Annotated in this window: 13 protein-coding genes, 1 tRNA gene and 2 pseudogenes; 10 read left to right on the forward strand and 6 right to left on the reverse strand. The window is 61.2% G+C overall.

The annotated features are described in order from the left end of the window. The first annotated feature begins 19 nt into the window (after positions 1 to 19). Positions 20 to 910, forward strand: a complete 891-nt coding sequence (locus tag NKH93_RS10870; RefSeq protein WP_352970250.1) for a D-alanyl-D-alanine carboxypeptidase family protein — start codon at positions 20 to 22, stop codon at positions 908 to 910. Between the two features lie 33 nt (positions 911 to 943). On the opposite strand, the gene NKH93_RS10875 is transcribed toward NKH93_RS10870, so the two are convergent. After that, positions 944 to 1750, reverse strand: coding sequence for an AraC family transcriptional regulator (locus tag NKH93_RS10875; protein ID WP_352920058.1), 807 nt, complete (start codon positions 1748 to 1750; stop codon positions 944 to 946). A gap of 202 nt (positions 1751 to 1952) precedes the next feature. On the opposite strand from NKH93_RS10875, the gene NKH93_RS10880 reads away from it, so the two are divergent. Both NKH93_RS10880 and NKH93_RS10885 read left to right on the forward strand, forming a co-directional pair. Then, positions 1953 to 2873, forward strand: a complete 921-nt coding sequence (locus NKH93_RS10880; protein ID WP_352970253.1) for a zinc-binding dehydrogenase — start codon at positions 1953 to 1955, stop codon at positions 2871 to 2873. A gap of 163 nt (positions 2874 to 3036) precedes the next feature. Further along, a tRNA-Arg gene (locus NKH93_RS10885) sits at positions 3037 to 3113 on the forward strand. Between the two features lie 586 nt (positions 3114 to 3699). On the opposite strand, the pseudogene NKH93_RS10890 reads toward NKH93_RS10885, so the two are convergent. Then, positions 3700 to 4865: pseudogene (locus NKH93_RS10890) on the reverse strand (ISAs1 family transposase). A gap of 993 nt (positions 4866 to 5858) precedes the next feature. Here NKH93_RS10890 and NKH93_RS10895 point away from each other — a divergent pair. From NKH93_RS10895 to NKH93_RS10925, 7 genes are all read left to right on the forward strand, one after another. Beyond that, complete coding sequence (locus tag NKH93_RS10895) at positions 5859 to 6782, forward strand: hypothetical protein (RefSeq protein ID WP_352970255.1); 924 nt, start codon at positions 5859 to 5861, stop codon at positions 6780 to 6782. Positions 6783 to 7282: 500 nt separating this feature from the next. Then, positions 7283 to 8281 carry a 3-oxoacyl-[acyl-carrier-protein] synthase III C-terminal domain-containing protein gene (locus tag NKH93_RS10900; RefSeq protein ID WP_352970258.1) on the forward strand — a complete coding sequence of 333 codons (999 nt, stop codon included), beginning with the start codon at positions 7283 to 7285 and terminating at the stop codon, positions 8279 to 8281. Between the two features lie 7 nt (positions 8282 to 8288). Next, on the forward strand, positions 8289 to 9287 hold the full coding sequence (locus NKH93_RS10905) for an NAD-dependent epimerase/dehydratase family protein (RefSeq protein WP_352970260.1): 999 nt from the start codon (positions 8289 to 8291) through the stop codon (positions 9285 to 9287). Positions 9288 to 9292: 5 nt separating this feature from the next. Beyond that, positions 9293 to 10132, forward strand: a complete 840-nt coding sequence (locus NKH93_RS10910; RefSeq protein WP_352970262.1) for an MBL fold metallo-hydrolase — start codon at positions 9293 to 9295, stop codon at positions 10130 to 10132. After that, positions 10104 to 11447 carry a F390 synthetase-related protein gene (locus NKH93_RS10915; RefSeq protein WP_352970264.1) on the forward strand — a complete coding sequence of 448 codons (1344 nt, stop codon included), beginning with the start codon at positions 10104 to 10106 and terminating at the stop codon, positions 11445 to 11447. Before NKH93_RS10910 ends, NKH93_RS10915 begins: the two co-directional genes overlap by 29 nt. Continuing rightward, a complete protein-coding gene (locus tag NKH93_RS10920) occupies positions 11444 to 14623 on the forward strand; it encodes an HAD-IIIC family phosphatase (protein ID WP_352970266.1) in 3180 nt (1059 codons plus the stop codon). Before NKH93_RS10915 ends, NKH93_RS10920 begins: the two co-directional genes overlap by 4 nt. Then, entirely contained in the window at positions 14620 to 15291 is a 672-nt protein-coding gene (locus tag NKH93_RS10925) for a phosphatase PAP2 family protein (protein ID WP_352970268.1), read from the forward strand. Before NKH93_RS10920 ends, NKH93_RS10925 begins: the two co-directional genes overlap by 4 nt. 950 nt (positions 15292 to 16241) lie before the next feature. Here the strand turns inward: NKH93_RS10925 and NKH93_RS10930 are convergent. The 4 genes and pseudogenes from NKH93_RS10930 to NKH93_RS10945 all read right to left on the reverse strand — a co-directional run bounded on the left by NKH93_RS10930 (position 16242) and on the right by NKH93_RS10945 (position 23111). Beyond that, complete coding sequence (locus NKH93_RS10930) at positions 16242 to 17054, reverse strand: hypothetical protein (RefSeq protein WP_352970270.1); 813 nt, start codon at positions 17052 to 17054, stop codon at positions 16242 to 16244. A gap of 266 nt (positions 17055 to 17320) precedes the next feature. Further along, a pseudogene (locus tag NKH93_RS10935) lies at positions 17321 to 17569 on the reverse strand (3'-5' exonuclease family protein); the annotation flags it as partial. A 217-nt stretch (positions 17570 to 17786) separates the two neighbouring features. Continuing rightward, positions 17787 to 19079: a site-specific integrase gene (locus tag NKH93_RS10940; protein ID WP_352970272.1), complete on the reverse strand. Its 1293-nt coding sequence runs from the start codon at positions 19077 to 19079 to the stop codon at positions 17787 to 17789. A gap of 696 nt (positions 19080 to 19775) precedes the next feature. Continuing rightward, positions 19776 to 23111 carry an AAA family ATPase gene (locus tag NKH93_RS10945; RefSeq protein ID WP_352970274.1) on the reverse strand — a complete coding sequence of 1112 codons (3336 nt, stop codon included), beginning with the start codon at positions 23109 to 23111 and terminating at the stop codon, positions 19776 to 19778. Between the last annotated feature and the right edge of the window lie 185 nt (positions 23112 to 23296).

A 23296-nucleotide genomic window follows, 5' to 3' on the forward strand; every position in this document is an offset into this window, starting at 1 on the left:
GCCTGCCTTCGGAACTGACTTGTCCGCCTTCCGGTTCTTTTCGTCCGTCCACAAATGCGTCGCTGTGCTGGCGCTGCTGCTGTTTGCTGCCGGCTGCACGACTGTCACGCCGCCCGACAGCGTGCTGGCGGTACCGGCGCCGCCGCAGAAATATGCCGCCATGGTCATCGATGCCGGCACCGGCAAGACGCTGTTCGAGGTCAACTCGACGGCGCCGCGCTATCCGGCGTCGCTGACCAAGATGATGACGCTCTACCTCCTGTTCGAGGCGCTGGACCAGGGCCGCATCAGCAAGGAGACGCAAATTCCGGTGTCGGACAACGCCGCCCGGCAGCCGCCGACCAAGCTGCGGTTCAGGCGCGGCGAGACCATCGACGTCGATTCGGCGATCCGCGCCATCATCGTCAAATCGGCCAATGACGTGGCGGTCGCAATTGCCGAATATCTCGGCGGCAGCGAAGAGGCGTTCGCCGGCATGATGACCGCCAAGGCGCGCCAGATCGGCATGAGCAGCACCGTGTTCCGCAACGCCTCGGGCCTGCCGGACGGCGACCAGCACACGAGCGCGCGCGACATGGCGGTGCTCGGCATGGCGCTGCACGCCCGCTTCCCGCAGCATTTCCACTATTTCTCCGAAAGCGACTTCATGTTCCGCGGCAGGCTGGTGCGCGGCCACAACGACATGCTCGGCCGGGTGCGCGGCGTCGACGGCATCAAGACCGGCTACATCAGAGCTTCGGGCTTCAACATCGTCACCTCCTATAATGCAGACGGGCACAGGCTGATCATCGTGGTAATGGGCGCCGACAGCGCGCGCCAGCGCAACGACCACGTCGAGGCGCTGATCCAGCGCAGCCTGTTGCCGACCTCGGAGGCAAAGACGCGGCTGCTGTATGCCGAGGAGCAGTGACAGTTGAAGTCCGAGTGTTGACCGCGTACGGGTTCAGGCGACAAACGCAGAGCCGCCGTTTTGCGCGACACTGCTGAGATACTTTGCCGGCGGCTTGCCAAGCGCTTTCTTGAACATGGTGATGAAGGCGGTGACCGATTCGTAACCGAGATCGGCCGAAACCTGCTGCACGCTGGCGCCGGAGGCCAGCTCGCGCATTGCGACGATCAGGTGCAGTTGCTGGCGCCAGCGCCCGAAGGTCAGTCCTGTCTCTTTCACCACGAGACGTGCGAGACTGCTCTCGCTGAGCGCGACGCGACTGGCCCATTCCGCCAGCGTGCTGCGATCGGCAGGATCTTGCGCCAACGCCGCGGCGATGCGCCTCAAGCGCGGCTCGGACGAGATCGGCAAATGCAGCTGCTGGACAGGCATGCGCGGCAGTTCGGATAGCAGTACGCTGGTCAGGAGCTCGCCCCTCGCGTCATCGTCCTCAACGCGATCCGTCAGCTCTATGATGAGCTCGCGCAGCAACGGCGTGATCGAAAGCGTGCAGCACCGGTCCGGCAGGTCGGTAGCTCCCGGTTCGATATAGACGAAGAAAATCCGGGCATTGGCGGTCGCGATATTGCTGTGCTCCATGTCGCCGGGAATCCACACCGCGCAATGCGGCGGCACCATCCACAGGCCGCTGGGGACGCGACATGTGACGCCACCGCCGAGCGCGAAGACGAGTTGCCCTTTGCGGTGGTGGTGGTCCGGCACCTCCGCCCTGGTTTCGGTAACGTCAACGCGCACGGCGATTGCCGGGGCGAGGACATCATCCGGATCGAAAGGCCAGGGGTAGCGGAGAGGCTGTCTCATATTGACTGATTTTAGCGATCGACTACCGAGATATCTAAATTACTCAAACAGGAAAGTCGATAGTTTAGGGATGAGTAACTCAGAAGCCGACAGGCGGGCTTCCATTTAGTCATGCCCTGCTTGCGTTCTGAACGTCGGACCAACAAGCCCGGCGCACGAAAACAGGCTGGCGTCCGCCACGCAGCAAGAAGGAACGATACCAATGCTCGCCTTGGTCACATCTTCCGACAGCGCCACCGGGTTGCGGCTCGCCGAGCTTGGTGAGCCCGAGCCCGCCCCACATGAGGCGCTGGTCTCGGTCCGGGCAGTCTCGCTGAACCGCGGTGAACTGCGCCTGCTCAACGTCCGTCCGAACGGCTGGGTGCCTGGCCAGGACGTCGCCGGAATTGTCGAGCGCGCCGCGGCCGACGGCTCCGGGCCGGCCGTCGGCGCCCGGGTTGCGGCTCTGGTCGACGAGGCCGGGTGGGCCGAACGGGTCGCCGTTCCGACCGACCACCTCGCCGTCCTGCCGGACGACGTCAGCTTCGTCTCCGCCGCCACTGTTCCGGTCGCGGGCACGACCGCGCTGCGGACCGTGCGCCTCGGCGGCGACCTGGCCGGCCAGCGGGTCCTGATTACCGGCGCAAGCGGCGCCGTCGGCCGTTTCCAGATCCAGATCGCCCGCCAGCAGGGCGCGTCGGTGGTGGCGGTCGCCGCTGAACGGCATGCCGACGATCTCCGCGGCCTCGGAGCCGAGCGGGTCGTCGAAACGATCGAGCTGGCCGAAGGACTGTTCTCGCTGATTACCGAATCGGTGGGCGGCGATAGCCTCGCCCACGCGATCGAACGGATCGCGCCCGGCGGGACCGTCGTCATGTTCGGCTCGAGCAGCGGCGAACTCACGCCCATCGGCTTCCGCCAGTTCGTTCCGGGGCACGAAGGCGCTCGGCTGCAGACCTTCGCCTACTACGCTTCCGGTCCGGAGGTTGGCGCCGACATCGCCTCGCTGCTCGCGCTGATCGCAGCCGGCCGGCTCGAAACGCGCGTGGTCCTCACCGTGCCGTGGCGGGACGTCGGCCAGGCCCTCGACGCGCTGCGACAGCGCAGCATCAGCGGCAAGGCAGTGCTTACCATGACAGAATGAGCAGGCGGTGGCGCCGGACGGGACGGTGTCTGTCTCCCCCGCGCTGCTACGGCAGTTTGAGCCCGCTGGCGATTGCCCGTTGAAGCCGGCGCCTGCTTCCGCTAAGAAGCCGTGGCTGGCCGGTTTACCGGCTGGTTCGTTTTTGGGACCACCGATCCTGAAGGCACCCGTAGCTCAGCTGGATAGAGCGCTGCCCTCCGAAGGCAGAGGTCACAGGTTCGAATCCTGTCGGGTGCGCCAATAATTTCAATAAGTTAGCCTCAGACACACCAGCGATTGTGCGAAGGCTGCTCACCAATCGCTCGCAAGCTCTGGCGTAGTTTGGCGAAGATGGAGCTTTGATTCTGGTGAAGGATCGCCAGCAGGAGAGCGGCTCTACACCGCAGTTGATTTAATCTGACTGTCCATGGCAGCCCTCCGCTAGCCAGCCCAACCTACTGGACTGCGTGCAGCGTATCCTCCGTCACCGTCCCATGATGGATGGGCCAGATAGATAACTAAAATCAGGCAGTTATGGAAGGACGTGTGCAAGAACTGCACACGAAAGTTCTCCTTCTCTTCCATTTTCGTTCCTGCAACAGGGTAACCGACCGGTTCCCTGGGATACCGTCAAACAGAGTTGTCGACCTATCCTGCGAGAACCGTCGCCGGTGTATCCGCGATCTGCAGACCGACGGAAAGCCGACGTCGTAGTTATTTTGTCCGGTTGCACTCTCACCAACTTGGTCAGTGCGGCGTGGCCAAGAGAACGCTGGCCTGCTGTCCGTAATACAAGCAACAAACCGGATGGGGCAAAACACCGTATTAGTACGGCAGGGAATCGAGGTTAACGCGGGTTGATGTTGAGGATTTCCTGCAGATAGCTGGTATCCCAACTTGCTGATTTTCTTTTGTTTTGATGCTGCCCTTGGATTTGTTGGCGCGCACGAGGTTGAGGGCGAAGCGTCGGATGATGGCCATGTTCTTGGCGCCGTTGCCGGTGCGGTAGCGGGACAGGTCGTCCTTGAACGCAACATCGAGGATCCAGTGCATACTCTCCACCGCCCAGTGACTGCGAAGAGCTTCGGCGAGGCGGGCGGTGTCCTTGGGCGCGGAAGAGATGCAGAAATGGGTGGTCAGCGTGCAGCGGTCGTGAAACTCGGTCCGGCGCACGACCTTGATGATGGTCTTGATGGATGTAAACTTTGTCTGGCCCGGAAAGCTGCGCTCGCTGACGATCCAGTCGACACAGGACGATGCGGTGACGATCCGGGTTTCGATGCGGCCATGTCCCTTTTCGACACCGGTCACAGTGGTCGTTTCCTCGGCGGGCGCGGTTTTGAAATAGCTCTCGACCTCAGCCTCGAGCGCGGGATGGTTGCTCTTGAGGGTGAACAGGAAGTCCGCGCCATGGCCGGTGATGGTGTCGGCAATCGCGGCCTGGCAGCCCATGGCGTCGATGGTGACCAGCGCGCCCTTGAGGACGCCTTTTGCGGCCAATTCGTCGACAAGATCGGGAATGGCGGTGATTTCATTTGTCTTTTCGGGAACATGCGTCTGCGCCAGAACCAGCCGGGCGCCTGTCGCGTAGGCGCTGATCGTGTGCTGCGCTTTCAGGCCCTTGCGCCGGTCGTGCGTACGCCGGGCGGTCTTGCCATCGATGGCGATGAGGTCATGGCGATCCGGCCACAAGGCGCCAATCCAGTCATCGAAGCATTTGCCGAACAGAACCGGATCGACCCGGTTGACCAAAATGCGCAGCCAGCGCTCGCAGGGAATGCCGAAGTGAAACTCTGAAAATCTTCGTAGGAAAGGCAGATGGTGCTCGCCCCAGGCAACGATTTCATCAAAATCGTCGCAGGAACAAATGGTGGCGCAGGTCACCAGAAACAGAACTTCCGACAACGGGTACATGACCCGCTCGGGTTCACGATCGTCGCCGAGATCGGAAAAGTGATCCAGTAAGATCGCAACCCGCGAACGGGCAAGCTCAAAATCAATCAGATCGCTCAAATGTTGACCCATCGCCGCCTCCTCGAATCAGAGGCCCGACCGAATCACAAACCAGCGTCAATTCCAAAACGCGCGTTAACCTGACTTCCCAGCCGTGACCGTATTAGGTAGCCCCATTGCGACTCGCTTAGGATGTTACTATCATCCGTTCTTCTACATAGGAAAAATAATGTCGGGTTGGCGAAGGTCTGGAGGGATTGTGGCCATCGACTGGGGGATCAAGACCGCATGGCTAGTCCTATCCTTTTTACGTTGGCTGTACTGGCAATCCTCAGCACGCCAGGCCCGACAAATACCCTGCTGGCTACCGCAGGTGCTACGGCTGGGCTAAAGCGCTCACTTCTGCTAATCCCGGCGGAGGCGGGCGGGTACACCGTCTCCATTCTCGTCATCGGACTTGTGCTGGGTCCAGCAGTTACGAAAGCACCTCTGCTAGCCGCTACATTGCGTATTGCAGTTGGCGTCTATCTGCTGCTGCTAGCTCTGCGTCTTTGGCGCCTTCATGGGAGTTTCCCAAAGAGGGGAGCGCTGGTGACCCCATATCAGCTCTTCATTACCACGCTGCTGAACCCGAAGGCGGTCGTCTTCGCGCTCGTAGTCGTACCTTTCGGGGCAGGGTACGAGGTCTGGCCTCTATACCTGCTCGGCTTCCTCCTGCTTCTAACCTCGATAGCCGCGGTTTGGATTGCGGTGGGCGCGTTGCTAGGAAGTGCCGCAGGCCGACGAGGCTGGGTCGGAGCGGTGCCGTGCGTTGGGGCTTCCGTGATTGGTTGCTTCGCTGTCTTACTAATCATCGGGCCTTTGCTCCGGTGACTTGTGAGACACCGCGTCTTCGTGGTCACGCAAGCCCACAGCAGCCAAGTAACAAACTGACTCACGAATAGAGCAGGACACTTTAATAATCTGCCAAAACCATTTATTCTACGGATATGCTTCACATGAGTTTCTGACAGCATCTTGAGATGCCTCAGAGTAATAGAAAGGCGGAGGCTCATGCGTTCATATCGCGGATCGCAAGCTGGTCTGAACAGTTTGGGCGTCAAGGGCGCTCACAGCCCAATCGAGGTTGAGTGCAGCCGCGACCATATTGTTGATGACAAGGTGGTTGCCCCCTACTCACTTTTGGGCACGCGACGAGCAGTATGCCTGATTTTGTATATATTGATCGTATGTTCGGCTTTTGTCGGAACGCTGTATTGTTTTTACGCTAATCCAGTTTTTTTTGTTGCCATCCTTCCTGTGTGCTACATAGTCAATAATATAGCATTCTTGACGGTGCACAGCAAATTACATGCAAGTTTTATAGAATTGCCTGAGAAGGATATGGGGGTGATATGCCACAATTCCTTTATCCATCACTATCGAAATATCAGAATATATCACCAAAAATGGCTTGAAACTCGACTGGCATACTTTATGGATCCACGAATCGTCTTCGATGGAGCCTTCATTGGTTTCTTCGTTTTGCTCCCACTGATCTCTCTTTTTCTTTTTCTAATTGATCCGATTCTTGGTATTGCTTTTGTTTCCACGCAATGCTTAGCGCAATTGCTTCAAGCAACTATTCATGAATGGTATCATAACCCGGTCTCTAATAGAAAGAATTTTTATAACCCATTAGTATATTGGACGTTTACGGTACTAGAAAAATTAGGCGTCGCTTCAACGAAACGTCATCTCGGACATCACCGCCATAATCTACACAATTTGGACGAAGTGGACGTTTGGTTGGATCTGTGGATGCCGTTTGGAGAGAGGGTAACTTCAAGACTATGGAAGGTGGCTCTCACGAAGTACATTCCGGGGCAATCGCAAATGACTAGGTACGTGACACTAGTTGGTACTATAGTTCAGTTTATAGCATTTTCTGTAATTAATCCGTTGATGTTTGTCATGCTATACAAACTGTTCGGCTAGGTTTTTTCCATCATGTCGCATCGTACCCCGCGCAAGGCCTTCATCCGCAAATGTCGGCTCAAGTACCGCGCCGTCGCGGCAGTTTTGGGGAAGGCCGCGACTATTCAACTTCATGCACTTCCCGCCCGAACCATGGCGCTGGGTTCTCACCACCAAACCCATCGAGCGCCTGCACGTAGAGTTCATGCCCAGGATCAAAATGCAGAGCGTCCTACCGTCGGCGGAACCCCCGCGAGGCCGTGCTGGGCGTCGGGGCAGATCGTTGCGCAAGGTCGATGGCTACAATTCGCTCGCCGCAAAGCCGTCCGGACAAACCGCCCTCGATCAACAAATTGACATCGCCTTGTAAGCATAGCGTCATTCGGCTCGGAGTTGCTTGAGCGAACGGCACCACTTTCTAAATTCAGTCGGACAAGCTGCCAGTCTACTTTATCGTTTCAAATCTTTTTCAGCACCGTCTCTGCGGGCCGCCGTGAGATGGCTACCAACAAGGAGCAAGAATGAGGACGAGCGTCAGGATCATAGGGACCGGCGCCGCAGTTCCAGCCGAAGGCGTCACGCGCGAGGCACTAGACAAACGACTTGGCTTGCCGCCAGGCACGTTGGCAGCAAACGGCGCAGCGCGATTCCGCTATTTGAGCACCAACGAGACAGCTGCTGGCCTCGCGGCGAGCGCTTGCGAGCAAGCCTTGGTTGCGAGCGGCCTGCGTTGGCAAGACATTGACTTGCTAGTAGCCGCAAACGCGACGATGGATCAAAGCTTGCCATACAACGCTGCGCTGGTGCATGCCGAACTCGGGTTGCGCGACCATCCCATTGCATCTTTCGATATCGGTGCGAGTTGCATGTCGTTCCTATCCGGCCTCGATGTCGTTGGCCATTTGCTCCATAATGACCGTTATCGCACCGTGGTTCTCGTGTCGGCTGACATTGCAACCTTCGGCCTGAACTGGAAAAGGCTTCATGAGTGCGGGAATTTCGGAGACGGTGCGGCTGCAGCGGTGTTGCGTAGGTCTGCGCCGGACGAGGCCTCGTGTATCCTTGCCTCCGGGTTTCGGACGTTTTCGCAAGGCGTGCGCTACTGCGAGGTCCCGGCCGGTGGCACGCGTTTCCATCCGGAACGCGTCGACCAGGCGTCGTACAGTTCTCTCGCTAAATTCTCGATGGACGGCAAGGCTGTGTTTCGCTTGGTGGCTGGCGTGATGGAGGGCTTCGTAAGTGATTTGCTGCGGGATTCTGAGCGCACGCTGAACGATATCGCCGCGGTCGTGCCGCACCAGGCGAGCCGGCTCGCCATGGACCATTTGCGCTCGCGCCTGCGTGTTCCCGAGGAAAAGGTGCTGGACGTGTTCGATGAGTTCGCCAATCAGGTGGGCGCCTCCCTGCCAACAGCGCTTCATCGCGCGATTAGCTCCAACCGCGTTCAGCGCGGCGACGACATGCTACTGATCGGATCGGGGGCAGGTGTCACGTTGGGCGGGATTGTGCTAACCTACTGATATGCGCGTGATCGTCACTGGCGGCACCGGTTTCCTCGGCCGGCATCTCGTTTGGCGCCTCGCGGACGCCGGTCACGACGTCGTCTTCAGCGGACGTGACGCGGGTAAAGCGCGCGAGGTGATGTCGCGCGCATCGCAGCCCGTCGCATTTGCTGCACTGTCACATGGCTCGAACAACGCCACGGCGACATTGAAGCGGGCGGCCGCTGGCGCGGACGCGATCGTGCATTGCGCCGGACTGTCGTCGCCTTGGGGCCGGCGCGCCGACTTCCGTAAAGCAAACGTGCGGTCAACCGAGGAAGTGCTGGCCACCATGCAGACGAACGGCGTTGCGCGGCTGGTTTACATATCCACGCCGAGCCTTTACTTCCAGTTCCGCGACTGCCTCGCAGTGTGCGAGGATGAGCCCCTGCCGCCGCCCGTCAACGACTACGCGGCCACGAAGGGTGAGGCGGAACGCTTGGTGCGTGCGGCACGTGTGCCGTCGGTTATCCTGCGCCCACGCGGCATCTTCGGTGCGTGGGACGAGACGCTGCTGCCGCGCCTACTGCGCCTGTTGCGACGTGACCGCTTTCCGCTATTTAACGGCGGCGATGCGCTGATTGACCTCACGCACGTAGACAACGTGGTCGACGCAATCGAGTTGGCCTTAGCGCTGCCCAACCCCATCGGCGAGACCTTCAATGTCAGCAACGGCCAACCGCGCCGCGCCGCCGACCTCTTCTCCGAACTCGCGCACACTTTCGGCCAACCCTGGCGGCCGCGCCACGTGCCGCTGACTGCGGGGCTCGCATTCGCGCGTGCGTGCGAGTTCGCGGGACGTATCGCGCGTGGATGGGAGCCGCCTATTACTCGCTACAGCCTCGGCACCGTAGCGTTCTCGCTTACTCTAGACCTGCGGCACGCGCGCACACGCCTGGGCTACGTGCCGCGCGTCGATCTCGACGATGGCATTGCGCTCACCGCGGCGTGGATGCGCGCGCGATCGCAAGGATGGTCATGTTGAGCCCAGTGGCCATCGAGATGTTGCAGGTCGGCTTCTGCCGTCATCCTGAATGCGTGACTTTGCGCGGCGGCTCGCTGCGGCCCATCATATTTCCCGCGATGTGCGCACTGATCCGGCATCCCACCTTCGGCAACTGGCTGTTCGACACCGGCTATGGCGAGCACTTCCACGCGGCTACACAACCATTTCCCGAGCGCTTATACCGTTGGGTCACGCCCATTGCTCTGCCAGAGGTCGAGCGCCTGGTGGCGCAACTCGCCACGCGCGGGCTGCGGCCGCAAGACATTGACGGCGTCGTCATCTCGCACTTCCATGCAGACCACATCGGCGGACTGCGCGACTTCCCGCGCGCGACTCTGGTGGCCTCACATGCGGCATTTTTGCACCTTGATAGGATGTCGCGTTTGCGTGCGCTCTCTCAAGGCTTCCTGCCGGCGTTGCTGCCGCCCGACTTTAAGGATCGCACCCGCTTCATCGAGGGCCTGCCCCGCGTGGAACTTCCCCACGAGTTGTGGCCCCTCGGACACGGTTTCGACATCCTCGGCGACGCCAGCCTGCTAGCAATCCCGCTGCACGGCCACGCGCACGATCAGTTCGGGGTGTTGCTGCGGCGCACCGACGGCCGCGCCATGTTTCTGTTGGCGGACGCCTGCTGGTCATTAAAGGCTCTGCGCGAGTCGAGGCCGCCCACATGGCTCGCGCAGCGTGTCTTTGCGGACAGAGCCAGCTACCAGCGCATCTTCGAGAAGCTGCAGGCGCTATCGACTGATCATCCAGAGATTCTGCTGGTGCCCTCGCACTGCCAGGAGACCGCTCGTGCGCTCGTCCTCCCCGTCGTCGTGTGAGTTGGCCATCCTCGCGTGGCATCTGGTGCGCACGCGGTGGGGGTTACACTTCGCGTCGCGGTCGCGGCTGTTGCGGTGGCAGTCGTTGCAACTCGCTCGCTTCGAGCGCCGTGTTCTATCTCAAGTGCCGCTGTATGCGCCGCACGTCGGCGAGCCGCTGGAGGCGTGGCCGACGATGTCGAAGCAACTCGTGATGGACAACTTCGCGGCGGCAAACATGGGCGGCATCGCACTGGAACAGGCGCTGTCCGTCGCCACCAAGGCCGAGCGCTCGCGCGACTTCTCGCCGACCATCGGCGACGTCACCGTAGGCCTGTCCAGCGGCACGAGCGGACCGCGCGGCGTATTCTTGGTTTCAGCCCGCGAGCGCGCGATGTGGGCTGGTGTGATGATCGGCCGAGCGCTGACGCCGGTACAATTCCGGCGCCTTCTGACGCCGTGGCGCCCGCCGCTGCGCATCGCGTTCTTCCTCCGCGCCAACAGCAACCTTTATGAGACCCTGAAGTCGGGCCGCATTTCGTTCCGCTTCTTTGATCTGATTGCGGGCGTCGAGCCGCACGTTAACACGCTGAACGATTTTGAGCCCGACCTGCTCGTCGCGCCGGCGCGCGTCCTCGCGTGGCTCGCGTCGCAGCGGGCCGCAGGCCTATTGAGGATCGCGCCTACCAAGGTGATCTCGGTGGCCGAGGTGCTTGAGCCCGACGACGAGCGCGCCATCACGCAGGCCTTCGCGCAGCCTGTACACCAGTTGTACCAGTGCACCGAGGGCTTTATCGGTTACACCTGCGAACGCGGTGTACTGCACCTCAACGAGGAGTTCGTACACGTCGAACCCGATTGGCTGGACGCCGAACGCACGCGCTTTTGCCCCGTTATAACCGACTTCTCACGCCGCACGCAGCCAATCGTGCGCTACCGGCTGGAGGACGTGCTGCGCGTGCGAGCTGCGCCGTGCGAGTGCGGGAGACATAGTATGGCGCTGGAGCGCATCGAGGGGCGCTGCGACGATATACTCTGGTTCGAGGATGCGCGAGACGGTAGCACCAAGCCCGTGTTCCCGGACATCGTCCGCCATGCGCTTCTCCTAGCTGCAGTTCCGGGCGACTTTCGCCTTTCTCAGCGGGGCGCGTTGCTGTTCATAAGTTGCTCCGAGAGGTCCGACGCCGCCTACGACGCGGTGGCGAACGCACTACAGGCCTTGGCCGATCGCCTCGGACTGCGCCTGCCGACGCTCGCGCGCGTGGCGTGGCAGGACTTGCCTTGGACACATAAGCGCCGGCGCATCGCCTACGAGCAAGGAGCCCCAGCACCATGAGGCGCCTGCGCCGCTGCACGCCGACTGAATGGCTGTACCGCTGCCTGGAGTCCGAGCTGCCGCCGTTCGCGATCCAATTGCGTATCGCGCTGCGGGCCCTGCCGCAGGTCAGGGCGCTGGAGCGGGCGCTGACGGCGTGTGTCGAGGCCAACCCGGCGTCACGCCAGCAGTTAAGTGGCCGTTGGTGGCTGGACGAAGGTGGCATGCCACGCATCGTCAGCATCGACGCCGACACGCCATTTTCGCTGCAGCATGCGGCGCTGCAACGCCGCCTCGCGCCGACCGGCGCCCCGCCCGTCGAGGTGCTGCGGTGGCCCGGCGCAGGCCTGGTGCTGCGTGCCTCGCACGTGTCAATGGACGCGGCGGGGCTGCTGCACTTCGCGCAGGACTTGTTCCGCGCGCTGCGTGGCGAGCCCCTGCTCGGCTCGAGCGGCTTTCTGGACGACTGGTCGCTGTTGAAGGCCTCGCCGCATTGCCGCCCGCTCCCCTCGCTGCCGCCAATGTGGTCTTCGCCCGCCGGTGCGCCGTCCGCCGCAGCCGGCTATGTTCAGGCTCTGCGCCAGGTGCGCGGCCGGGTTGACTCGCCTACCGCGCGCATCGCGGCCGCGCTTGCGCAAGCATCCACGGGCGGCACGTGCCGGTTAATGATCCCGGTTGACCTGCGCCTGACCAACACGGCCCTGCGCACGACTGCGAACCTGAGTAACCCGCTCTTCCTCGATTTCGAATCCGGCTGGGACGCCTCTACCTGCTGGCGCCACGTGCTGGGCGCGCTAAGTCGCCACGAGCAGTTCGGCGTAGCGCACGCGACCGCGGCGCTCCGGTGGCTGCCAGAGCGCGCGACGGGCCGCGTACTCGGCGTCGTCCAGCGCTGGCAGGCGCGCCATGGCCGCCATTTTTTCAGCGCGGTGAGCTCCAATCTTGCGCGCGTTTCGCAGGCCGCGTTCGCCTTCGACGGTCAACTGCCGACGGATGTCGCATTCCTTCCGTTCGACACGCCCGGCGCCGGACTCAACCTGCTCACGTTACAGCATGACGACGCGCTTGAACTGGCGGCGTCGTGCCCGGCGGCAGCCGGCGATCACGGCCGGCTCCACGCGCTGCTAGATGCGGTCTGCGCCGAACTCGAACGCGGCGTGGTTGCGCATAGGAGCCGGCCTGCGCTGCCAGGTGTCGGTCCACGGATCGCCATCGCCGCTACCTTCGTCGCCGAGCCGCTTGCGGGCGTGCTCGCTTCATGGATGGCTGTCTTCGGCGTGCCTCTCGCACCCGCTTTCTCGCCATACGGCCAAGTCCTGCAGGCGCTCGCCGATCCGAACTCTGTGTTTAGCGGCAACCGCGACGGGGTCAATGTGGTCCTGTTGCGGCTGGAGGACATGCGGCGATTTGCCGATCGTGACGACGCGTTGCATGCCAACATCGATGTGCTGCTCGATGGTCTCGCGCGCAAAGCGGCGCGTGGCGAAGCACCGCTAGTCGCGTGGCTCGCGCCGCTGTCGGAGCGCGGGCGCGGTAATCCAGTGCTCGGGGCGCTCCAGCGCGACTTCGAGATGCGCCTCGCAGCCATCGAGGGACTGCGCCTGCTGGCCGACACAGATGTGCGCCGCTGGTATCCGGTTGCGCAGGATATGGCCCCATTGTCCGACGCGCTGGGCCACATCCCCTTTACCCGTGACCGCTACGCCGCACTCGCGAGCGGAGTGGCTCGAACGGTCGTCGATGTGGTGCTTCCGCCCCTAAAGGTAATCGTGGTTGACTGCGACAACACCCTGTGGCGTGGCGTGTGCGCGGAACAGGGGCCGCTCGGCGTCGAGGTGACAGACTCGCATCGTGAGCTGCAGGCCTGGCTCGTCGCACAGGTGAAGACCGGACGACTGGTGTGCCTTGCCAGCCGCAACGAGCCTACCGACGTCGACGCCGTCTTCGCGCAAAATCCCGACATGCTGTTGCGGCCGGAACACGTGGCCGCTTGCCGCATCGACTGGCAACGCAAGTCCGACAACGTGCGCGCGCTTGCCGCTGACCTACGGTTGGGCTTGGACAGCGTCGTGTTCATCGACGACAACCCGGTCGAGTGCGCCGAGGTGCAGGCGCATTGCCCAGGTGTCCAGGTGCTGCTCCTGCCCCAAGACTTGGCTCAAATCCCTGCTTGGCTTGAGCACCTCTGGGCACTGGCGCCTGCGGTGCGCGCGGAAGCGTCGGATCGCACGCGACTATATCGTCAGGAAGGCGAGCGCGAGGCATTGAGGGCGCAGAGCGAAGACTTCCAGGCCTTCCTAGATTCGATGCAACTGCGGGTGACGATCGAGTCGCCCAAGGACGGCGAGTGGGAGCGCGTGGCGGAATTGAGCCGCCGCACCAACCAGTTCAATCTGGTGCCAAAGGCGCAGACCGCAGCACATTTCCGGAGTCTAGGCGCGCAGTGTCTCGCCGTGCACGTGACGGATCGCTTTGGCGACTACGGGCTTACCGGGGCGCTCGTGTTGCGCGTGGAGAAATCCAGCCTGCACGTCGACACCTGGATGCTCAGTTGCCGCGTGTTGGGCCGCGGCGTGGAACATCAGGTTTTGGCACAATTGGGCGAACTAGCCGTGCGTGCGAACTGCGATGATATCGTCCTGGCCATTGAGTTGACTGCGCGCAACACACCGGCGCTGGCTTTCCTGGAGTCGACCTGCGAACCCCTCGAAAAGCCCGGGGGCCATAGCTTCCGCATTCTCGCATGGCGGGCGTGCCTCACGCGCGTGCGTGCGGCCGACGCGTCCGTGCGGGAGACCGACGCCACCCAATACGCGTCAGGGACGCCGCCGATGGGATTGCCCGCCGGAGTGCTCGACCTCGTCGCTCGTGAGCGTCGCGACATTTTGCGAGTCCGCGCGGCCGCCGGCGAGCACGCCACGACGGATCTTGACGACGATATCCTTTCCGGCCTAATCGCGCTTGCATGCTCGGCCACCGACGGCGCTGTGGGAGGTGCAAAGCCTGACGACTCGCTCGTGGACCTAGGGTTTGACTCTCTGCAGATTGTCACGCTCATTGAGGAGGCCGCCCGCGTGTACTGCCCAGGCCTCGCCGCCGAGCTGTTCGAAACGGAGCTATGCCGCTTTCTCGACAACCCGACACTGCGCGAACTGGCCTCGACGCTGCAGCGACTGGCGCAGGACCCGTACACATGACCGACTTCGGCTCAGTGACACGCTGGCAAATCTACGGACGCTGGGCTTTACTAAACCTACTGGCGTTCGGTACGCTGTATCCTCTGGTCAACTGGCTCACAAGCATGCGCGTGACCACATTCGGGCTGTACCTTGACGCGGAGAGGGCAGCCCCGTTCGTGCCGATTTGGATTTGGGCGTATCTGTCCATCAATCTGCTGTTCCTTATGCCGCCGCTGGTAATGCGCGCAGCCGATTTACCGGTATTGGGTCGCCGCATGCTGGCTGCCACCGTCGCGAGCAGCGTCATCTTCTTAGCGCTACCAGCGCACTTGGGCTTCGAACGCACCGTGCCATCGGAGGGCGTATACCGCGTGATTTTCAGTTGGCTGTTCCAGGCCGATGGCCCGCATAACCTGGTGCCCTCGCTGCACGTTGCCTACGCGTCGTTATGCATACTCAGTCTCCAAACCGCAGCGCGCCGGTGGGTGGTGCGCGCCGCGTGGGGGCTGTGGCTAGCTGCGATCATCGTGTCGACAGTATTGGTGCACCAGCATCATATAGTCGACGTGATGACGGGGCTGCTGCTGGCCGTAGCAGTCTGCCGCCTGCTCCCCGCGAGGGCTGGAGACTCGATCGCTCCAATCGTTGATGAGCACCTACGAAAGACGACGGCGGAAGCACGATAGTAGTTGATCCTTCGACTTCGAGAAGCGTTCGTTGCGTGCATATAGTGTAACCTCCGCGTCCTTTGAAACACTGCGAAAATCAGTCGTACTGAACAAATCGCCGAACTCTAACGGCCGACAAACAAAGTATTGACCCACGAGCATCGATTCTTTGGTTCTCCTCGATGTGCGATATGATAGTGACTGATTCACGCGCTGCCGCTGGTGAGCGCTGAGCGTTGTCGCGACAGGGGAACCGTTGCTTGAACCTGAAGCAACCCTGGACTCCGTTAGCCCATCGTGGCCATCGGCATAGGATTCAGCGCACTGCCGTTGTGGCCCTCACGCGGGACCGGCCGCCTCTTGTCGAGGCCCTTTTCAAGCGCTCGCCGTCGCGTGGTGGCTGATCGGCGGATTCGGCGGCCTTTCGCTCGCCAGCCGTTAGGGACGGAGCGACCATTGTGTCGCCTCACACACACCTACTGCTGTTTAATCCGCTGTGTTTGTTTCTTCCAACGATTTGATGGCAGACCGCGAACTGCTCGTGGTCTTGCCACGGTAAGTGCGGCCGCCGCACTATTTGCCCTCATCATCCTTCCGCCGCCTGGTCTGTTCCAGGACAATCTGGCCTTGCTCTCGCCCTTTCAGCACACCTTGGAATCTCGGTGTGGGCTTGGCGTTGACTGTCGATTGTGCGAGCGCCGCCCACGGCGGCGCCCACTTTACAATAAGCGATGGCAGCCGCGTGATATGGCCTCATGAGAACCAACATCGAGCACCCGTTCGCCTCGCAGCACGCGGCTGAATGTTAGCAGCTCCGCCGCGTGGTGCGAGGCATAGCGCAAGGTGTCCGCGGCAGGCCTGCCGGGCGGGCACCGCCAACGACGCGGCGATGGCGGCCTGCCGCTCAAAAAGGAGACGTCGAGGCGCAAGCCGCCAACAGACCGGCGCAGACAATTGTCCGACCGGTCTCACTTCCACCCTGATACGCCGAAAAGGCCCATGATAATCGGCGCTGTTTCCAGCCAGCGCGGAGAGCCCCACATGAAATGGTTGAAGACGAAGAACGGCAAATTGCACGCCAGCCCGATCACCCAAACACGATGCACGCGACCCCGGCGCACCAGATCGAAGATCAGCACTGGTGCCATCCACAGCAACGCATAGATATATTGGGCATCGTAGGACGCTGGATAAGTGGTCGGCAACCAGCGTACGGCTATGCGATCGACCGCAGCCATAAGTATCACCAGCGTAGCCAAGATCATCAGGCGCCGATGCGCGCCCGGATCGCTGCGCCGGACGGCAATGCCCCAGAGTGCGAACAGCGGAAATAAGACGAAAGCTGTGATCTGCTCGATGAGAATGTTCGACAGCAGCGTCTTGGTAGACGCCAGCACATCGGGTGGAATCGCGCCCGCTGGCAGGCCGGCCACCATCATCCAGATAGAGCGGGCGACAAGCACCATCATCAGCACCATCAACGGGATCCACGCGAATGCGATCATGCCCAGCCTGCGATGCAAGGCGGTGCGGCCCGTGGCAACGGAAGCGGCCTGCACTAGCAGAAGAATGATCCAGCCGCCCATCACGATGGCGTGGATATGTATAGCCAACGGGATCGGCGGCAGATGGCCAACGACAACCGCATGGACGAGGTCGACCGAATGGGGCACAAACCCAACTAGCACCGTGACGAAAATGAACAGCGTGTACGCGAAAAAAAACCGGCGATCGGCGTCCGAATTTGCAGACATTCCAATGGCTGGGGTCGTGGCGACCATCGACTCATCTCCGGCGTTATTGATTGTTGGAGGAAGACGGGAAGTATCATTGAACTACAGTAAACTTGTGCGCGAAATGCTTACCTTTGATGCAGTGACCGTCTGTAAACAGTCAATCGGAAATTCCCTAGGACGGCGCTTTGATGTGGCCGCTGGAGGGTAGCTGCTTTCGGGGGATGCCGTTACCCTGAAACGGTATGCCGACTTGAGCGGCAAGGATGCGGTCCGCAACCGGAAGGTCCGGGTCGCCGAAATGGCCAATTCCAAACGTTCTCCTCCGTTATATCAGTCAACTTGGTGAAGAACGGATCCAGAGAATACCTACTGCCATGTCGGTCGACTGGTTGAACGTAGGCCTTGAATGTGTCCAGGAGAGGAAAGTCGCCTTCAAGGCCAAGCTTGACAGCACCGATCTGTGCGATGACTGGATCCGGATCGTGGGCAGCACACCAGAATCTCCGCTGAGACCCTTCAAGGCAAAGAAACTCGCAGTCAAATACGATCGCTGTATTCATGATCAGCTTTCCCTTCTGCGCCCAATCCTCCCTCGTTGTAGCCGAGTTTGTTTACCCTCCCAAGATTTAGCTCTGGAGTTCGCAACTGGGGTCGCCTCAAGCCGTTGCGCGAACGGCGGCTCTGGAGAAGCGCTAGGAAGGTCATCAATTGGCGCACGGCTGACCTTTGTCGTGTCGATCGGAACATCGACTCTTGGCCGCGATCAGTCGATTGCCTTCAGAGACCTTCGACTACCGTCCTGGAACCCAAAGCGCCTGAGTCCGGCTGCGCCTCTTCCGGCTGAAAGACCATCATCGCATGGATCGTGGCTGCGACGTTGTCGGCCGCCGAGATCAAGACGCTGTCGAGATGATGGATGTAGCGGCTGGTAATCGAGCCGGCCGCATGCCCAAGCATCGCTGCGATGGTCGGCTCCGTGTAGCCGAGCTCAGAGGCTGCCGAGGCGAAGGAATGGCGCAGGGTGTGGGGCGTTACACCCTCGAGTTTCGCCTTCTTTGCAATCCGCTTCCAGCCTCTCGCCATTCCGCCAAACACCTGCCCGTCACGCACGGGTGCGAGCACGGTCGGGCAGTCTTCCACCGCCTCAATGGTTGTGAGATAGTCCAGGACCGTCCGCCCGATCGGCCGCAGTGACGCTCCCTCCTTGTCTTCCAGCCGCAGACAGCCACCTGCTCGATCCACCTCGGCGTGCTTGAGGTGGATGATCTCCCCCAACCGGCAGCCGGTGAGGGCAAGTAGCCAGACCGCATCGATCAACTGCGGCGTTTCTCCCTTCGCTCGTGCTTCTGCTAGCGCTTGCCCGAGCCGTCCATATTCCTCGGGCCCAAGCCGACGGCGGCGACGCGCATCCGCTGGGCGCTTCACTCCATGCACCGGATTGGTCTCGATGATGCCCTGGTCGACGGCGAAGGAGATGATGCCGCTGAGCAAACCGGTCGTGCGTGCCGCAGTGCCCGCCCCGCCCTTCACGATCGATTTGCCGCGCTTCATGGTCTTCTCGACCTTGGCGGTCTTGCCACTCGCCACATCCCTCAGGAAGCGATTGATGTCGGCCTTGCTGAGATCCACGACGCGCGTCGAGCCGAGCAGCGGAACAATGTGCCGATTGATCCGTCCCCGGTCGGTGTAGAGGGTGCTCATCTTCTTGGGGCGATTTCCCTTGCCGAGCACCAAGCCTTTCTCGGCCATGGCCAGATAGTCTTCACACAGTTCGCGGACGGTAACCGATCGACGGCGTGTTGCCCGATCGTCGGCAGGATCCCTGCCTGTCACGACACCGCCGAGTTCTGCCATGGCCAGCTTGCGCGCCTGCTCCACGGTGAGCGGTCCATGCCGCCCAATGGTCATACGTTTACGGACACCATGGACGTTGCGATAGTCGACGAAATAGGTGCGCGTCCCACTCGATTGAACGAAGACGCCGAAGCCCTTGAGCTCACTGCACCAGATGGTGAACTGCTTCTCTCGTGGGATAGCCTTATCGACGATGGTCTTGGTCAACTTCGGCACGACGCGATCCCTTGCTCACCACATACTCACCAATTCGAAGCTGGTGATAGAGCGATGTAGCGTATCGGCGGTCGGCATGAAATTCACCAAGTTATTGTTACATTGGATGTTTTCGCGCCACGTCGCGTTTTCGGCGGCTCGCTTCGGCGGAAGGAATTGGCACTCCGAAGGCAGAGGTCACAGGTTCGAATCCTGTCGGGTGCGCCAATCATTTCAATAAGTTAGCCTCAGACACACCAGCGATTGTGCGAAGGCTGCTCACCAATTGCTCGCAAGCTCTGGCGTAGTTTGGCGAACATGGAGCTTTTGATTTTGGTGAAGGATCGCCAGCAGGAGACCAGCTCTAGGCCGCAGTTGATGCAATCTGATTGTCTATGGCAGCCCTGCACCCAGTCAGCCACCCTGCCGACGATGAGAGTACGCACTCGGAAGGTGAGAGTTTTACCCTTTCGAGAGCGCCGGAGTCGAATTCTCTTCTTGGAAGTCGACATTGGCCGGAACCAGCATTCGTGACCCGAAGCCATCCTACGTTGGGTACGATGTCAACGGCAGCTTTGCGCCCAATCAGCTTTGCCGTTTCCCGAAAGCAGACATCTCAGGCGACCGCGCTGGAGGTCGTTGTGGGGTACGCATGAGCCAAGCTTGCATCAAATCGACACAAACTACGCTGTCGGAATCGCCGCAGATTGTGCGACCTCAACGGCTCAGGGCGTCCAGCGCCCTTTGTGCCGCGATCAGGTCGACGATTGGATACCTAGTGTTAAATGTGTGGACCACCGCTTGCAGACCAGTCGCCGCCTCATGGACACGACCTTGCCGTGCCAGAACTGGTGCTAGTTGCGTTGCGGCGCGAAGCTCGAAGAGTGTCGCTTGCTGCCGACGGGCAGTAGCAATTGCTGTTTCGAATAGGTGCGCGGCGCCCGTCAGGTCACCTCTGCCTGCGGCGATCTGGCCACGAAGGCGAATGCATTCTGCTAGGTAGCTCGCCTCGTCCGTATCGAAAACGAGGGTATCGACATCATCAAGCATTTGCGATGCATTTTCGATGCGACCGGCCCGCAGGAGAAGATCACAAAGTTCGCATGTTTTCTCAGGGGTATGAAATACGACGCCCCGCCCACGCCAAAGAACCACACTCTCCCGGACGTCATCGATGCCGGCATCCAGTTCACCTAAATGCGAGCGGGCATGGCCACGCCACCTGATGCCGCTGCTTCGACGCGCCGTGTAGCCATGCCGTTCGCAAATCTCGACCATCTTCGTAGCGTTATCGAGTAATTCCTTGTATTGGCCGAGTAGCGCGCACAATTGGCACTGCACGAGAAGATGCCACGCGAGATCGAAGGGCTTATCGAGCTGGTCAAAATTTCGCATCAGGCGCTCTTTCTCTTCGACTGCAGCATCAAAGAAACCCAATATGATCAGCGATTCGCTAAAATATGCCTGGGCAGACACACGTTGATCTGCACCGGCGAACGAAATGCGACGACTTGGGTCAACCCGATCAATCAGATCTAAGGCCTTGCGCAAAGCCTCCGCTGCCATTGGTTGTTCTCCCCGGTTGGAATGAGCAATTCCCTTCGTTGCCCAAAGACCACTCAGATAGGCCGTTGGAAGGAGATCGGCACAGTTTACGAGCTGCTCTTCGGCCAGGGTCAGGTAATCGTGATTGCGCCCGGTGGCATAAAAAAATGGAGCGAGCGAAAGCGCAACGTCACATTGCAATTCGACCGATGCAGTGTTCGCGGCTGCAAGCCGTGCATCTTCAAGCGTCTTCCCAAGGCGCTCGGAACGATACCCTTCAGCCTGCATCAAGGCATTGGCCATCTCAAGGTGGAGACGTGTCATCCCTTCGGCGCCGCCGGAGACGTCGCCAAGTCGCCTGCTGCAGTCAATAGCGCTGGAAAAGTGCGACACGGCTTCCCGGGTGGCAGCTCTGGCCACGGCGGCCCTTCCCGCCTTTTGCCAGTGATCGAGCGCGCCCGCCCAATCCCCAGCTTGCTGTAGGTGGTGCGCGAGGAGCTCGGGTTGCGGTTCAGTGATTCCGGTCCACTTTTCCTCCAACACATCTGCGACACGCTTATGTATCTCCTGGCGCTTGCCGCGCAGCAGCGTGCCATACGCTGCGTCCTGAACGAGCGCATGCTTGAAGAGGTAAGTGGCCAGTGGCCGCGTCCCGCGGCAGAACACCAGACCGGCGCCGACGAGTTGATCAAGCGCGCCATTTAGATCAGCGGCATTTCGCTGTGCGACCGCTGCCAGCAATTCGTAAGAGAACTCCCGACCGAGAACCGCGCCGACCTGGGCGACCTCCTTAACGGTTGAGCCGAGGCGATCGAGCCGTGCCATCAACGAGGCATGCAGCGTGGCGGGGACATTGAACGCCGTTGCATCAGCACTTGAGAGCACTGTCCTGGCGTTGCCGCCCTCCAACACCGCCTTGGTCAGCTCCTCGACGAACAGTGGCACCCCATCCGTGCGCTCGATGATCTCCGCGACAACGTCGCTCGGCAGCTCCCCGGTGCCGACGACCCGCTGGACCAGCGCGGCGCCGTCACGACGGTCGAGCCGGTTGAGGACAAGAACAGTGACGTGGGCCTGCCCGGTCCACGGCGGTTGAAACTCGGGGCGAAACGTGAGGAGAAGCAGCACTGGCAGGCGCAGCACCCGCTCGACTACAACGTCGAGCAGCTCGCGCGAGCTGGGGTCGATCCAGTGCACATCCTCGAAGAGCATCAGCACCGGACTTTGTCGCGCCAGGTCTTCGAGCTGCCTGAGCAACGCATCGAAGGTCTTCTCTTTCTTACGCTGAGGCGTCAGTTGGAGAGGCGGGAAGCGACCTTCGGTCGGCAACGACAGCAGCTCGGCCAGCAGCGCCACGTCCTCCGGCGAGGTCGGGGCAAGCAGGGCCGCAAGCTTATCCAGTTTCCTCTCGGGTGGGTCGTCGCGCCTCAACCCGGCGGCACGTTCTAGCTGCGCAATGGTAGGGTGGAGCCCGCTGTCTTGATGGTGCGGCGAACAGAAATAGCGCAAGCGCGTGTGTGGCTCATTCTGGATCCGCTCCTGCAAGGTGACGGTCAGGCGCGACTTTCCGATGCCGGGCTCGCCTGAGAGCAGCACCACACGACCTTCACCACTTTTCGCACGATGCCAGTGGCGCTGCAGCAGGTCGACCTCCTCCTCACGCCCAACCAGCGGCGTGGGCGTCGTCCCATGCATCGCCTCGAAGCGGCTTTCGACAGCGCTCTCACGAAAAACTTGATAGGGATGGATCGGCTCCGGAAAGCCTTTCACCTCGACCGCGCCAAGATCGCGATATTCGAAAAGATCGCCGACCAGCTGCCGCGTTTGCGGCCCGATCACGACCGCGTCGGGTTCGGCAAGAGCTTGCAAGCGGGCGGCCAGGTTCGGCGTCTCGCCCACAACGCCGCGCTCTTGCCCTTCGCCGGCAGTGATCAGATCGCCAACGACGACCTGTCCGGTGCCGATGCCGATACGAACCCGCAATGGCTCGGGCTCTGGGAGTCGCCTAACGGCATTGACGAGAGCAAGGCCAGAGCGCACCGCCTGCTCAGCAGCATCCTCGTGCGCCTGCGGGTAGCCGAAATACACCAAGACTCCGTCGCCCATATACTTGGCGACAAAGCCGCCGAAGCGGGTGACCGTATCGGCGACACAGCGGTGATATGCTCCGATGGTCTCACGCAGGTCCTCGGGATCCAGACGCGTCGCCAGCGCCGTCGAGCCGACGAGATCCACGAACATGACGGTCAGCTGTCGACGCTCCGCGTTTAGGGCCCGTGTGCGGCTCTGAGCCGCGATGTCATCGGTGCTCGCGTCGGGATGGCTTGACGACGGCTCCAGCCCCACTACCGCCTTGCGGAATCGCTTGCGATGACCGAGGAGCATACCGAGCTTCTCGAGGTCGGCATCAGTCAGCTCCGGCAGGACTTCCGCGTCGATCGCGTTGTCGCGAAATGCCTGCTCGTATTGCTGGAGACCGAGGCCTCGCAACCAAGTGGCAACGTCCACACAGCTCTCCCAAGGCTGAAGTTTGGGTCCCTCAGCCGCAACATTAACTCAGATGCCAGGGAAATGCTGTAGGCTCGGCGACGGTGACAGCAAAAGGACGATACGCTCCTAGTGATCAAGCCTCCGCACCGGTGAAGGTTTTCCGATGCGGGGCTCGGCGCGAGGGTGCGTTCGGGGCCGGCCTT

This window comes from Mesorhizobium sp. M0954 (assembly GCF_040319155.1).
Classification (GTDB): Bacteria; Pseudomonadota; Alphaproteobacteria; order Rhizobiales; family Rhizobiaceae; genus Mesorhizobium.

Excerpts from the sequence above, each read along its gene's own strand:
- NKH93_RS10875 (WP_352920058.1), bottom strand. The coding sequence starts at position 1,750 with ATGAGACAGCCTCTCCGCTACCCCTGGCCTTTCGATCCGGATGATGTC.
- NKH93_RS10880 (WP_352970253.1), top strand. The coding sequence starts at position 1,953 with ATGCTCGCCTTGGTCACATCTTCCGACAGCGCCACCGGGTTGCGGCTC.
- NKH93_RS10895 (WP_352970255.1), top strand. The coding sequence starts at position 5,859 with ATGCGTTCATATCGCGGATCGCAAGCTGGTCTGAACAGTTTGGGCGTC.
- NKH93_RS10900 (WP_352970258.1), top strand. The coding sequence starts at position 7,283 with ATGAGGACGAGCGTCAGGATCATAGGGACCGGCGCCGCAGTTCCAGCC.
- NKH93_RS10920 (WP_352970266.1), top strand. The coding sequence starts at position 11,444 with ATGAGGCGCCTGCGCCGCTGCACGCCGACTGAATGGCTGTACCGCTGC.
- NKH93_RS10925 (WP_352970268.1), top strand. The coding sequence starts at position 14,620 with ATGACCGACTTCGGCTCAGTGACACGCTGGCAAATCTACGGACGCTGG.
- NKH93_RS10930 (WP_352970270.1), bottom strand. The coding sequence starts at position 17,054 with ATGGTCGCCACGACCCCAGCCATTGGAATGTCTGCAAATTCGGACGCC.